At 36.4% G+C, this 13,274-nt stretch carries 12 protein-coding genes; 6 read left to right on the top strand and 6 right to left on the bottom strand.

Features of this window, described 5'->3' with window-relative positions; all coding sequences use genetic code 11:
- Nucleotides 1–157 precede the first annotated feature (157 nt).
- The 3 genes from F8162_RS20595 (at nt 158) to F8162_RS20585 (ending at nt 2,434) form a co-directional block, all read left to right on the top strand.
- Complete coding sequence (locus F8162_RS20595; RefSeq protein ID WP_151635721.1) at nt 158–1,609, top strand: SulP family inorganic anion transporter; 1,452 nt, start codon at nt 158–160, stop codon at nt 1,607–1,609.
- Between the two features lie 65 nt (nt 1,610–1,674).
- Entirely contained in the window at nt 1,675–2,097 is a 423-nt protein-coding gene (locus tag F8162_RS20590; RefSeq protein ID WP_000277996.1) for a universal stress protein, read from the top strand.
- 211 nt (nt 2,098–2,308) lie between these two features.
- Nucleotides 2,309–2,434, top strand: a complete 126-nt coding sequence (locus tag F8162_RS20585; protein WP_087979436.1) for a DUF4027 family protein — start codon at nt 2,309–2,311, stop codon at nt 2,432–2,434.
- 100 nt (nt 2,435–2,534) lie between these two features.
- Here F8162_RS20585 and opp4A read toward each other — a convergent pair whose 3' ends face one another.
- The 6 genes from opp4A to glpT form a co-directional block, all read right to left on the bottom strand.
- Entirely contained in the window at nt 2,535–4,310 is a 1,776-nt protein-coding gene (gene opp4A, locus F8162_RS20580; RefSeq protein WP_151635723.1) for an oligopeptide ABC transporter substrate-binding protein, read from the bottom strand.
- 12 nt (nt 4,311–4,322) lie between these two features.
- Entirely contained in the window at nt 4,323–5,228 is a 906-nt protein-coding gene (locus F8162_RS20575; protein WP_000880735.1) for an ABC transporter permease, read from the bottom strand.
- Between the two features lie 17 nt (nt 5,229–5,245).
- On the bottom strand, nt 5,246–6,211 hold the full coding sequence (opp4B, locus tag F8162_RS20570) for an oligopeptide ABC transporter permease (protein ID WP_033655978.1): 966 nt from the start codon (nt 6,209–6,211) through the stop codon (nt 5,246–5,248).
- Nucleotides 6,212–6,225: 14 nt separating this feature from the next.
- Nucleotides 6,226–7,152: an ABC transporter ATP-binding protein gene (locus F8162_RS20565; protein ID WP_001196372.1), complete on the bottom strand. Its 927-nt coding sequence runs from the start codon at nt 7,150–7,152 to the stop codon at nt 6,226–6,228.
- On the bottom strand, nt 7,139–8,158 hold the full coding sequence (locus F8162_RS20560) for an ABC transporter ATP-binding protein (protein WP_151635813.1): 1,020 nt from the start codon (nt 8,156–8,158) through the stop codon (nt 7,139–7,141). The genes F8162_RS20565 and F8162_RS20560 overlap by 14 nt, the downstream gene beginning before the upstream one ends.
- Nucleotides 8,159–8,442: 284 nt before the next feature.
- Nucleotides 8,443–9,792: a glycerol-3-phosphate transporter gene (glpT, locus tag F8162_RS20555; RefSeq protein ID WP_151635725.1), complete on the bottom strand. Its 1,350-nt coding sequence runs from the start codon at nt 9,790–9,792 to the stop codon at nt 8,443–8,445.
- Nucleotides 9,793–10,064: 272 nt separating this feature from the next.
- On the opposite strand from glpT, the gene F8162_RS20550 reads away from it, so the two are divergent.
- From F8162_RS20550 to rbsR, 3 genes are all read left to right on the top strand, one after another.
- Entirely contained in the window at nt 10,065–10,523 is a 459-nt protein-coding gene (locus F8162_RS20550) for a MarR family winged helix-turn-helix transcriptional regulator (RefSeq protein WP_061676345.1), read from the top strand.
- A 19-nt stretch (nt 10,524–10,542) separates the two neighbouring features.
- A complete protein-coding gene (locus F8162_RS20545; RefSeq protein ID WP_151635727.1) occupies nt 10,543–12,156 on the top strand; it encodes an MDR family MFS transporter in 1,614 nt (537 codons plus the stop codon).
- Nucleotides 12,157–12,293: 137 nt separating this feature from the next.
- Nucleotides 12,294–13,265 (top strand): ribose operon transcriptional repressor RbsR, encoded by a 972-nt coding sequence (gene rbsR / locus F8162_RS20540; protein ID WP_000104028.1) that lies wholly within the window; start codon nt 12,294–12,296, stop codon nt 13,263–13,265.
- The last annotated feature ends 9 nt before the right edge of the window (nt 13,266–13,274 follow it).

Raw genomic sequence — 13,274 nt, 5'->3', positions numbered from 1 at the left:
GAAACTTTAATCAGTGGGGGTTTTGTTCATCCCCCACTGATTATTAGCCTTCACCAATCGGGCTTTTATGGGCAGTTGATCCCTTTGCTTCTGCTGAATTTTGAGGTGGGGTCTTACTGCCCGTTAATGCGGGAAAAAAGAGTAGAGGAGTGGTATTTTGTTTCAAACGATAAAAAATGATTGGTTCTCCAATGTGAGAGGGGACGTGCTATCGGGAATTGTCGTTGCTTTAGCGTTAATTCCTGAAGCGATCGCTTTCTCTGTTATTGCAGGCGTGGATCCGACCGTTGGGTTATATGCAGCCTTTTGTATTGCAGTTACCATTTCATTTGTTGGCGGACGAACTGGGATGATTTCAGCGGCAACAGGTGCAATGGCATTATTAATGGTAACGCTCGTTAAGGATCATGGTTTGCAATACTTATTTGCTACAACAATATTAACCGGTATTGTCCAAATTATTTTTGGCGTGTTCAAACTGAGCTCATTTATGAAGTTTGTACCTAAATCTGTTATGAGTGGGTTTTTAAATTCACTTGGAATTTTAGTTTTTACAGCGCAATTGCCACATTTTAAAAACGCCACTTGGCAAATGTATGCACTTGTCGCATTAGGACTTGCAATTATATATGTATTTCCACGTATTACGACGGCTGTACCGTCTACACTTATTTCTATTATTATTGTGACAAGTATTGCACTTATGAGCGGATTACAGTTAAAAACAGTCGGGGATATGGGAAGTTTACCGAAAGAATTACCGTTCTTTAGCATGCCTGACGTGCCTTTTACACTTGAGACATTAGGGATTATTTTACCGTACGCAGTTATGCTTGCAATTATCGGTTTACTAGAGTCTTTATTAACAGCTTCAGTTTTAGATGATATGACGCATACGGAAAGTAATAAACATAAAGAAGCACGTGGGCAAGGTATTGCAAACATTGTTGCTGGTTTCTTCGGAGGAATGGCAGGATGTGCAATGATTGGACAATCTGTTATTAATATTAAATCAGGTGGACGAGGTCGTTTATCTACATTTGTAGCGGGCGGATTTTTAATCGTATTACTATTTGTTTTAGGTGATTATGTCGTTCATATTCCGATGGCAGCTTTAGTTGCAGTTATGATTATGGTTTCAATCGGAACATTTGATTGGAACTCTGTAACAACGATTCATAAAGTACCGAAAGGAAACGCACTTGTTATGATCGTAACAGTTCTGATTGTCTTAATTACACATAATTTAGCATTAGGTGTAATTATCGGAACAGTAATTAGTGCAGTTTTATTTGCATTCAATATGGCAAAGATTCACGTGAAACATTTATATATTGAAAATAAGAAAATATACGAAATTCACGGTCAACTTTTCTTTGCATCTACAGCAGACTTTATAAATAATTTTTCATTCAATGAAGATGTAAAAGAAATTGAGTTGAATTTTACTCACGCACACGTATGGGATGATTCGGCAGTAGCTGCAATTGATAAAGTTATCATGAAGTATGAACAAAGTGGCGTGAAAGTAAGTATAACGGGATTAAATGAACGAAGCTCGAAGATTATTTCAAATTTAGCTACTTATAATAAAAGAATTGCTAGTTAGAAGCCTCCTTTTTAGGGGGCTTTATTATATAATACGGGTAGGATAACGAAAAGGGGATTCAGCATATGTACAAACAAATTATATTAGCATGTGACGGTTCTGAACATGCACTTCGAGCAGCGGAACATGCAACATATATTGCGAAATGTAGCGAAGAAACAAATGTTGAAGTTGTGTACGTAGTAGATAATAGAACGGCAAAATCAGATATTATACAAGGTCAAACAGATCTAGAAACAATATCGGCTAGTCGAAAAGATAAATTAAAAGAGATTGAAGGTTTATTAAAGAAAGAGAACATTTCTTATAAAATTACGATATTACATGGCGATCCAGGAGATACGATTGTTCAATATGTAAATACAGGGGATATAGATCTTGTTATAGCTGGAAGTAGAGGATTAAATACATTGCAAGAAATGGTGCTTGGTAGTGTCAGTCATAAAATAGCAAAGCGTGTAAAATGCCCGGTGATGATTATAAAGTAAATTGAATGAGATCTTTTGTAGTGTAAGCAAGACCTTGATATAATTCGAGGTCTTTTTTTGCGTATAAAGAGGGAGAGTGCGGACATACTAGATATATAAGTTTAAAGGGAAATCGTTAACTTACAAATTTGTAAGTTTGTTGTCAGAAAAATCGATGTTATGAAATTTTTCCCATTGGTAAAATAAGAGTATCAAAGGGGAAATAAGGAGGATGGAAGTAATGAAATCATTGCAACATTTATCATATAGTCAAGGGGTAAGCTTAATTTGTTTAGGTGGATTTGCTGCATCTGTTACGTTAGCCATTTTAATAAAGATGGTTCATCAAATCTTTTAATTTTAGAGTAAGGAAGGAATTGGTTGTTATTAATAGCAAGAGAAGTATTATAAATAAAAAATAGCTCCTAGCATGTATCTTAGTGCTAGGAGCTATTTTCTTATTTCTCTGTTTCTGCTTTATCGCTTGTTACGCTAACTTTACCCCACTTGTATTGATCTTCTGGTGTATATTTATAATCTTTTACGCGATTATTTACACCTTTTAAGTCAAATTTATAATGAAGTGGAATTAATGGTACTTCGTCATGAACTAATTTTTGCCATTTATCGTATACATCTTTACGGTACTTTTCATCAGCAGCTTCTGGAGAAATACCTTGTTTTAATAATTCTGTGTTTTTGTCAGTAGCCCAACGTGGGTAATTGAACGCTGCATCTTTAGCCCAAATACCAGAAGGATCTGGGTCAGATCCAGTTCCCCAAGCTGCCGCGAAAAGATCAACTTTTGGATCATCTTTTTTAATCATATCGTAGAATGAGTTAAATTCATGTAAGCGACCATCAAGAAGCTCTACTTTTAGGCCGATGTCTTTCCAAGATTGAATAAAGAATTTTGCAAGTGGTTCACTTACATCGCTACCACTCATTGATAAGAAATTAGCTTTAAATTCTTTACCATTCGGATCTTCACGGAATCCATCTCCGTTCGTATCTTTATAGCCAGCTTCATCTAATAATTTTTTAGCTTTCTCTATATCTTTATCATAGGCACCAGCTTTATTGTTATGATATTTTGGTAGAGATGGTGGGATTGGTGAGTTAGCCGGATAACGTAGGCCGTGATATAATTTTTCACCAATTTCTTTTCGATCGATAGCGTACGCCATTGCTTGACGTACACGAACGTCTTTAAATTTCTCCTTATCCATTACTACTTCTTCTTTTTCTTTATCCATATGGCCTAATTTAAAACCGATATAGCTATAGTATAAATCAGTTTTACCGACTAATTGTGCATTTTTTAATGTACTTACATTTGGATACTGATCTGCACTTACTTCAGCAATGTCAATATCACCATTTTTTAAGGACGCGTTAACAACGGAAGGGTTAACAACTTTTAAAACCATACTTTTTAGTTTTGGTTTTCCGCCATAATAATCATCAAAACGTTCAAATTCAACAGCTTCACCTGGCGTAATTTTCTTCACTTTAAAAGGTCCGAAACCAATTGGATTTTTACGGATTTTATCAGATTCTGCTAATTTATCGATTGGTACATCTCCTAAGTATTTCTTATGAAGAGGGTATGTCCAAAGCCCAGTTTTCACTGAAGGATTCGGTTCTTTAAACGTAATTGAAATTGTTTTTGGATCCGTTACCTTGATACCCGAAATTTTTTCGGCTTTTCCATCGTGGTAATCTTTCATACCTTCAATCATTTGCATTTGAGTGTCATAGCGAGAACCGGCATATTGTTTGCTACCAATTACAAGATAAGAGTATTCTAAATCTTCAGCAGTAACAGGGTTTCCATCATGCCATTTTACATTATCTTTAATTTTAAGTGTAATTGTCTTTTTATCTTTAGAAATTTCATATGTAGCAGCGCCATCATTCGTGTATTCCCAGTTTTCATCATTTGATAATAAAGATTCATCGAAAATGGTAATGACTTGGTTATCAGGATCTCCTTCATACACAGCGAAGTTCAAAAGTCCTTCAAATGGTGTGTTAGAAACAAGACCATATGTTAATGAACCATCTTTAACTTCTTTTTTATCATTTTTAACAGATGTACTAAATTTATTTGTATCTACTTTTTTTGTGCTGCTCGTTTTTTCACTACCACCACTGCCCCCACATGCTGAAAGTAGTAATGTTGAAACTGCAAGTGTACTTAATACTTTGAAAAACTTTGGCTTATTTGTCATTTCGTCCACCCCTTATCCTTTTCTTTGTCTTGCGTCGGCCGAACGGCGTAGCGCTTGACCAATAAAATTTATACACAGCATCAATGTTAAAATCATGACTGATGCGGGTAACCAAATCCACCATTTCTCTTGTAATACATCTGGATTTCTAGCATAACTAACAAGTGTACCAAGGCTTGGTGTACTTTCTGGTAGACCAAATCCTAAGAAGGTTAGACCAGATTCAATACCAATGTTTCCAGCAAGGTTTAATGTAACACTAACAATGATAATGGAACTTAAGTTAGGTAGTACTTGGAAAAGAATGATCTTCCAGTTTGGTGTTCCTAAAGTTTTTGATGCAGAGACATAATCTAGTTCTTTTTCAGTTAGTACTTTTGAGCGAATTAATCTGGCCTTTCCTGTCCATAAGAACACGCTCATAATTAAAATGAAAGTAAAAATATTGAATGTAGGAACAAGTGTAATAAATACAATTACAAGCATTAAAAATGGTAAAACCATAACAAAGTCGATAATGCGCATAATGATATTATCAATAGCTCCTCCAAAATACCCGGCAATTAATCCAATTGAAAGACCAATGAAACAAGAAAGAATAGTAATTGCTAATCCAATTGTAAAGGAGTTACGTGTACCAATAATAAGTTGGCCGAAAATGTCGCGTCCTCCGTAATCTGTTCCTAACCAATGTTCAGCAGAGGGAGGAGCATAAATAGCGAATAAATCAACTCGTACAATATCTTCTTGTTTCATAATAAAAGATGTTGCGTAGACTGCTACTAATAAGATTGCTAGGAAAATAAGTGAAAACATTGCTAATTTATCTTTACGAAGTTCTCGCCACATAATAGAGAAACCAGAAGGGCTTTTTTCGTAATGAATAACTTCAGTTTGTTTTTCAGGGTTTGCTAACATAACGTCATCTCCTTTCTTTAATCAATACGAATACGTGGATCGACGATGCTTAGAATAATATCTGAAAGGAGAGTTCCAAGTAACGTTGCAAATCCAGTAAACATAACGAGTGTAGTTATTACACTAAAATCACGTTGAGAGATAGATTGTATAAATAGTTGTCCAATTCCTGGATAGCTAAAAATACTTTCTAAAAAGATGGCACCGCCAACTAATCCTGTAATTTCATAGCCTAAGAAGGCTGCAATTGGTAAGAATGAATTTCGTAAAATATGTCTAGAATAGATTTTTGATTCTGGAACACCTTTTGCTCTTACTGTACGAACAAAATCTTTATGTTTCGTATCAATAATTTCGCTTCGTAAATATTGAACAGTACCAACTGTTGCGATTAATGCCCCGGATAAAGCTGGTAGTAGCATGTGATTCAATTTGCTTAAATAGTAAGCAAATGTACCTGTTGCAACTTGAGGATCTACGCTACCGCCGGTTGGAAATATTGCAAACTTAAATCCGAATAGGAAGAGCATAACTAGTGCAAATATAAATAGTGGTGTAGCAAAACCTAGATAGTTGTAAAGGGTAATGAGTCGATCAGCCCATGTATCATTCCACCGCCCACTTATAACTCCTAGTGGTATGGCAATTAAATAAGTAAGAATAAGAATGACAAGTGCTAAAGATACTGTATTTCCAAGTCGTTCTCCAATTAAATCGGTTACTTTCATTTTATGTGCATAGGAAATACCAAAGTCACCTTGGGCTGCATTTTTAATCCAGCGAACATATTGTGTTGTAACTGGGTCATTTAATCCAAGCTTTTCTCGCTGTTCTTCAATCACTTTTGGATCCGCTTTTGGATTCATTGCTTTGCCAGTTAAGGCATCGCCTGGCATTGCCTTAGCTAGTAGAAAGACAAGTACACTTAACACGAATAATTGCGGGATCATCACTAAAAATCTCCGTAATATAAACTTCCACATGTTTTATCACTCCCTTATGGTAATGCCACCCGGTGCGTTGGCGAGATTGCTTTTAAGTCATAAGCCCGACCGTTTTCATTGAAATAATTTTCGTATGATTTCTCGTATTCAGAGCTTACTTGTTGACGGAGCTTACGCTGTCTCTCTCTGTTTTCAGGACGAATATCAGGAATTGCAGATATTAGGCGCTTCGTATAAATATGTTGCGGATTACTATAAATTTCTGCACTAGTTGCTTCTTCGACAATGCGTCCGCGATACATAACACCGATACGGTCACACATATGACGAATTACACCTAAATCATGACTAATGAATAAGTATGTTAGTCCGAGCTCAGCTTGTAAATCTTGCAAGAAGTTTAATACTTGTGCCTGTACAGAGACGTCAAGCGCAGATACAGGTTCATCAGCGATAATAAGCTTCGGTTTTAATGTAAGAGCGCGTGCAATACCAATCCGCTGCCTTTGTCCACCGGAAAATTCATGTGGATATTTATAAATTGACTCTGGATTTAGACCAACTTTATCAAGATATTCTTGAACTGCTCTACGTTCTTCATCAGGTGAGAGCTTCTCAAAATTTCGAAGAGGCTCAGCAATAATGTCGAGAACACGTTTCTTCGGATTTAACGATGAATACGGATCTTGGAAAATCATTTGAATATCTTTTCGTTGTTCACGTAGCTCAGAGCGACTTAATTTTGTTAAATCTCTATTATTAAAATGAATGCTACCCTCTGTTGCTTTCGTTAAATGCATAATTGCTTTACCCGTTGTTGATTTGCCACTTCCTGATTCACCAACGATCCCGTATGTTTCACCCGGTTGTAATTCAAAACTTACACCATCGACAGCACGCACGTAATCTAATGTGCGGCCGAAGAAACCACCTTTAATTGGAAAATGTACTTTTAAATCTTCTACTTTAAGCAGTGCCATGAGTTACGTCATCTCCTTTCTTATCTTGGAAGTTGAAATGCTTGTAGCAAGTACAACGTACCCAATGGTCTGGTTTTACTTCATGTAAAATTGGATTTTCCTCGTGTTGATCAGGTCTAATCCATGGAATTCGAGCTTGGAAGCGACAACCTGTGCGAGGAAGCTTCGCTAACGAAGGAACCACCCCTTGAATTACATGCAATTTTTCTTTTTCACCATACGCAGATGGAATGGAGTTTAATAGAGAACGAGTATATGGGTGAAGAGGGGTGTTAAAAATCTCTTCAACTTTTCCTGTCTCTACAACTTGTCCAGCGTACATAACGACGATACGATCGGCTGTTTCTGCGACAACACTTAAATCATGAGTAATTAAAATGATGCCCATTTTCGTTTGTTCTTGAATAGATTTTAGTAAGTCTAAAATTTGTGCTTGGATGGTTACGTCAAGAGCCGTTGTTGGCTCATCCGCAATAATGAGTGCTGGGTTACAAGCAATTGCAATTGCGATAACAATTCTTTGTCTCATTCCGCCAGATAATTCGTGTGGGTATTGTTTATATGTAAGTTCTGGTTTTGGAATACCAACTTGATGGAGTAGTTCTAAGGTGCGTTCTTTCTTTTCAACTTTTGAAAGGCTTGTGTGGTAGTCTAAGTTTTCTTCGATTTGTTTTCCAACTGTCATGAGAGGATCAAGTGCTGTAAGGGGTTCTTGGAAAATCATACCGATGTTTGATCCGCGTACTTTATTCATCTCTGCGGCTGACATAGTTAGTAGATCCTTATCTCTATAGTTAAGCTGCCCTTGTAATTTTGTATTTGCTTCATTATGCAGTCGCATAATAGAAAGGGCAAGTGCACTTTTTCCGCAACCTGATTCACCAACGATCGCGACAATTTCATTTTCATGGACAGCTAACGAAACATCATCAACTGCGGCATGATAGTGATCTTGTATGCGAAAGGAAGTCTGTAAGTTTTCAATGTGAAGAAGTGGATTCTTCATGGCTATCCCTCCATCTTTTCAGAAAAGACTAAATATTTTGTATGTTGTTGTTATTTTAATATAAATTGACAATGTTTGACAAGCATAAGTTGAGAAAATATTCAAAAATCTTTTTATACAAAAATTGAATGCAGTTGTAGTGGTAGGTGAAGTTATTTGAAAACGCTAACATATATGTGAGAGGGAAATAAATCTTTTGTAGGAAAAAAGTATTATATGTAGAAAAAAGAGAGGTGTTCTGGAAAGAACAGTCTCTCTTTTTTTGATAAGAATAATATTAGTACTTAAGCTTGTTTTGGTTTTGCAGATCCTGTCTTTAAAGTAAGAGCAAGGAAGAACATTGCAAGTACACAAGATACAAGTAATAAGATGAATCCACCATCCCATCCGAATGCATCGACGATAAAGCCCATAGCTGCGCTAGCAAAAGTAGCTCCACCTAGGTAACCGAAGAACCCAGTTAAACCAGCTGCAGTTCCAGCAGCTTTTTTTGGTGCTAAGTCTAGTGCGTGTAGGCCGATTAACATAACAGGTCCATAAATTAAAAATCCAATTGCGACAAGTGCGATACTATCAACCATTGGATTACCAGGAGGATTTAGCCAGTAAACAAGAACGGCGATAAATACACCAACCATAAATAAAATACCAGCAGGTGCGCGGCGCCCCTTAAACAGTTTATCACTCATCCATCCGCAAAGAAGTGTACCTGGAATACCAGCCCATTCGTATAGAGCGTAAGCTGTACGAGAGCTACTATGTGTGAAACTTTTTTCCTCTACTAAATAAGTAGGAGCCCAGTCTACAACGCCGTAACGTACGAAATAAACGAAAACGTTCGCGATAGCGATGTACCATAAAAATTTATTGTTTAGTACGTATTTAAATAAAATTTCTTTTACTGAAAGTTCGCGTTCGCGATCTTTTACTTTTTCATCTGATGGATATTCTCCAGTATGTTCTTCAATAGAAGGTAATCCACAAGATTGAGGTGTATCTCTCATCGTAATTAATACATAAATACCAACTAAAATTGAAAGAATACCTGGGAAGTAAAAAATACTCTTCCAGTCATTTGCGAAGAAGTATAAGCCTAATGTCACAAGAGAAGGCATAAGAGCGCCACCGACATTATGAGCAACGTTCCAAATAGACATTTTTGTACCACGTTCACTAATAGAGAACCAGTGAACCATTGTACGCCCACAAGGAGGCCATCCCATACCTTGTACCCATCCATTTAAAAACTGAAGTACAAACATAAGTATAATGCTCGTTGTAATGAAAGAAAATGAGCCGAAAATAATATTAATGATACCTGATAAAAATAGCCCAGCTGCTAAAAAGTAGCGAGGATTACAACGATCGGATACGATACCCATAAGAAATTTACTTAATCCGTAAGCGATAGAAACTGCTGAAAGGATAACCCCAAGTTCCCCTTTACTAAATCCTTGTTCGATCAAGTATGGCATTGCAAGTGAAAAGTTTTTTCGAACAAAGTAATAACCCGCATAACCGATGAAGATGCCTAAGAATACTTGTAAACGTAATTTACGGTATTCGCTATCAACGCGATCAGCTGGTAAGCGTTCTGCGTGGGGTGCAGGTTTAAAGAATTGTGTAAAAAACATAAAATGAAAATCCTCCCCTAATTAATTCGAAGTGTTGTAAGGCAGAGAGAATATAAAAAGGCCATGAAATATAAAAAAGTTTCCTTTTTTATGATTCATAGCCGTATACTCCGATTCTCCGTGACTGTCAATATTAACTTCGTCGAAAATTATACAACTTTGTGACAAAAATGTAAACGTTTTTATAAATAAAAAGTGTTGACGGATTTTGTTCGTGGGATTAATATTTAAATACATTAAATATTTTATTGCTTAAATAAGAGGTGGATAACATGCCAAATGATATGACGCATATCGATAAAATTCAAGCTCTCGCCTTTTCGATTGGAAAGAAAATGCAGACGGAGTTATTAGAACAAATGCAAGCAACAGGACTTACACCACCGCAGTTTTATATTTTAAAGATTTTAGATCATTATGGTGCTTCAAGAGCGACAAAATTAGCAAAAAAGATGTATGTAAAGCCGAGTGCAATTACAGTGATGATTGATCGCTTAATTGACCAAGAGCTTGTAGAGCGCTATCACGACAAAGATGACCGTCGTGTTGTCGTCATTGAGCTGACAAAAAAGGGGAAAGCTAGAGTAGAAGAGGCAATGATCGCTCGTAATGAGCACATTGCAAAATATTTCTCACATTTAGAATTACAAGAAAGAGAAGATTTGTTACGCCTCTTTGAAAAGTTAGAAACAATTATTTGCGGGACACAAGAGAAAAAAGAGAATAACTAAGAGGAATTGAGGAGATTACATGGAGCAACAAGAAAACATAAATAGAAAGTTGCTGTTAATCGGTTTAATAATCGCGATGCTATTTGCTGCATTAGATGGAACAATCGTTGGTACAGCAATGCCGCGTATCGTCGGTGAACTAGGCGGATTAAGCTTAATGACGTGGTTAACAACAGCTTATATGTTAACATCAACGACAGTTGTACCAATTGCAGGTAAATTAGCGGATTTACTTGGCCGTCGTAATGTATATATTACAGGACTAGTTATCTTTATGGTTGGTTCGGCGTTATGTGGTATGGCAAATGGTATGACGGAATTAATTATTTTCCGTGGTATTCAAGGTCTTGGTGGCGGTATTATGATGCCAATGGCTATGATTATTATCGGAGATATGTTTACGGGAAAAGAACGTGCGAAATGGCAAGGTATTTTTGGTGCGTTATACGGTCTTGCTTCTGTAATTGGGCCACAAGTGGGTGGTTGGATTGTAGACGCAGTGAACTGGAGATGGGTATTCTACATTAACTTACCAGTTGGTATTTTAGCAACAATCTTTATTGCAATGGGATTAAAGTCACATAAACAAACAGGACCGATCAAAATTGATATTGCTGGAATCTTTACGATGATTCTCGGTGTTGTAAGTTTATTACTTGCATTAACGTTTGGCGGAAAAGATTATCCATGGGATTCTTGGCAAATTATCGGTTTATTTGCATTAGCTTTAATTGGTATTGTTAGCTTTGTTATCGTTGAAACGAAAGCAGAAGAACCGATTTTACCGATGCATTTCTTTAAAAATCGCACGTTTACAATACTGAATGCGATTGGTTTCTTTATGAGTATCGGAATGTTCGGTGCGATTATGTTCGTACCATTCTTCATGCAAGGAATTGTAGGAGTAAGTGCTGCTGAATCAGGAACAATCATGACACCGATGATGATTACAATGATTGTAATGAGTATTATCGGTGGTCAACTCGTATTAAAAGTTGGTGTGAAACCACAAATTATTACAGGCATGCTTATTATGGCTGGTGGTTTCTGGTTATTAACAACGATGGATATGCACACGACTAAACTTACTGCTACTTTTTATATGAGTATTATCGGTTTAGGAATGGGTCTTGTTATGCCGACATTAACATTAGCGTTACAAGAAAGTTTCCCGAAAAAAGATCTTGGAGTCGTAACATCATCAAGTCAGTTCTTCCGTCAAATCGGTGGAACATTTGGTATTACAATTTTAGGGTCAATTATGAATAACACTTCAGGTACAACATTAACAAATAAATTAGTACCTGTATTAGATACGTTCCCGAAAGAAGCGGGACAAATGGTAACGAAATTTAAAGATATGATTCATACAGACCCACAAGGTTTATATTCGATGCTATTTAGTCCAGAGGCATTAAAACAAATGCCAGAAGCATTCGCTAACAGCATTGTACCAATTTTGAAAAACTCTTTAGTAGACTCACTTCATACTGTATTCTTAACAGGATTAGTATTCATTGTAGTGGGTGCTATCTTTACGATTTTCTTACAGAAGATTAAACTATCAGATCGTAAAAAAGACGCTAAAGAGCCTTCTGTAGAAGAAAAAGAACAAACTGTATCATATTCGTAATGAAAAAGCATCGCCTTATGGCGGTGCTTTTTTGAGTATAACCTTAAAAGCTTTTTTGTGAGAAATGATTGACGTATTTCTAGAAATACGTTATATTATTTTCTGTAAACGGTTACATGAAATGGAGAGGAAAGAGAATGAGTACGATTAAAGACGTTGCAAAATTAGCGGGAGTATCTGTTGCGACCGTTTCCAGAGTGTTAAATAAAAATGGATATGTTCATGAAGATACATTAAAGAAAGTAGAGCGAGCGATTGAGATGCTAGATTATAAACCTAGTACAGTAGCGCGTTCACTGTATAATAAAAAATCTCGTTTAATTGGCTTAGTTGTTCCAAATATCGTGAATCCATTCTTTCCAGAAGTTGCACGTGCCGTAGAAGATGTAGCGCATAAGCAAGGATACACAGTTGTCCTTTGTAACTCTGATGAGAGTTTAGAGAAAGAAAAGCAATATATTGATGTACTTAGGCAAAATAATGTGGATGGATTTATTGTAGCAACGAATCCACAAAATAGTGTTAATTACATGAAGTTGTCTGTTCCAGTTGTTGCAATTGACCGTATGTTTAATGAGCGTATTCCTACTGTATATGCAGATAACTATGCAGGGAGTCAGGCAGCGACAAAGTTATTAATAGATAAAGGGTGTAAACATATTGCGCATATTCGCGGACCGCGTGACGTAAGCACGGCTAATGAGCGTTTTGAAGGTTTTGTAGACGTTATTACGCAAAATAATCTTTCTTATATGATTGCAGAGAGTACATTTGATCCAGCTAATAGTGAGCGTGTAGCGGTGGAGTTATTAGAAGAATACCCGCATATTGATGGAATTGTTGCTGGAAATGATTTAATTGCAATAGGTATTGTAAAGGCTGCACTTCAAAAGGGGATTTCTATTCCGGATAATTTACAAATTATCGGATTCGATGGAATTTCTTTAACAGAAATGATGTATCCATCTATTACAACTGTTGCACAGCCAATTTATGAAATGGGGAAAATTGCAACAGAGCTGTTGTTAGAGCAGATGGAAGGAAACGTATTAGAAGAGAAACACTATCGTTTACCGATTGAAATTATAGAACGAAATACAACGAAGTAAGGAGATGAA

The sequence above is a fragment of the Bacillus sp. CH140a_4T genome (assembly GCF_008923725.1).
Classification (GTDB): domain Bacteria; phylum Bacillota; class Bacilli; order Bacillales; family Bacillaceae_G; genus Bacillus_A.
Note: the sequence above shows the minus strand (reverse complement) of the source record. Positions and strands in the feature narration are given on the sequence as shown.

Excerpts from the sequence above, each read along its gene's own strand:
- F8162_RS20590 (WP_000277996.1), top strand. The coding sequence starts at position 1,675 with ATGTACAAACAAATTATATTAGCATGTGACGGTTCTGAACATGCACTT.
- F8162_RS20585 (WP_087979436.1), top strand. The coding sequence starts at position 2,309 with ATGGAAGTAATGAAATCATTGCAACATTTATCATATAGTCAAGGGGTA.
- opp4A (WP_151635723.1), bottom strand. The coding sequence starts at position 4,310 with ATGACAAATAAGCCAAAGTTTTTCAAAGTATTAAGTACACTTGCAGTT.
- F8162_RS20575 (WP_000880735.1), bottom strand. The coding sequence starts at position 5,228 with ATGTTAGCAAACCCTGAAAAACAAACTGAAGTTATTCATTACGAAAAA.
- opp4B (WP_033655978.1), bottom strand. The coding sequence starts at position 6,211 with ATGTGGAAGTTTATATTACGGAGATTTTTAGTGATGATCCCGCAATTA.
- F8162_RS20565 (WP_001196372.1), bottom strand. The coding sequence starts at position 7,152 with ATGGCACTGCTTAAAGTAGAAGATTTAAAAGTACATTTTCCAATTAAA.
- F8162_RS20560 (WP_151635813.1), bottom strand. The coding sequence starts at position 8,158 with ATGAAGAATCCACTTCTTCACATTGAAAACTTACAGACTTCCTTTCGC.
- glpT (WP_151635725.1), bottom strand. The coding sequence starts at position 9,792 with ATGTTTTTTACACAATTCTTTAAACCTGCACCCCACGCAGAACGCTTA.
- F8162_RS20550 (WP_061676345.1), top strand. The coding sequence starts at position 10,065 with ATGCCAAATGATATGACGCATATCGATAAAATTCAAGCTCTCGCCTTT.
- F8162_RS20545 (WP_151635727.1), top strand. The coding sequence starts at position 10,543 with ATGGAGCAACAAGAAAACATAAATAGAAAGTTGCTGTTAATCGGTTTA.
- rbsR (WP_000104028.1), top strand. The coding sequence starts at position 12,294 with ATGAGTACGATTAAAGACGTTGCAAAATTAGCGGGAGTATCTGTTGCG.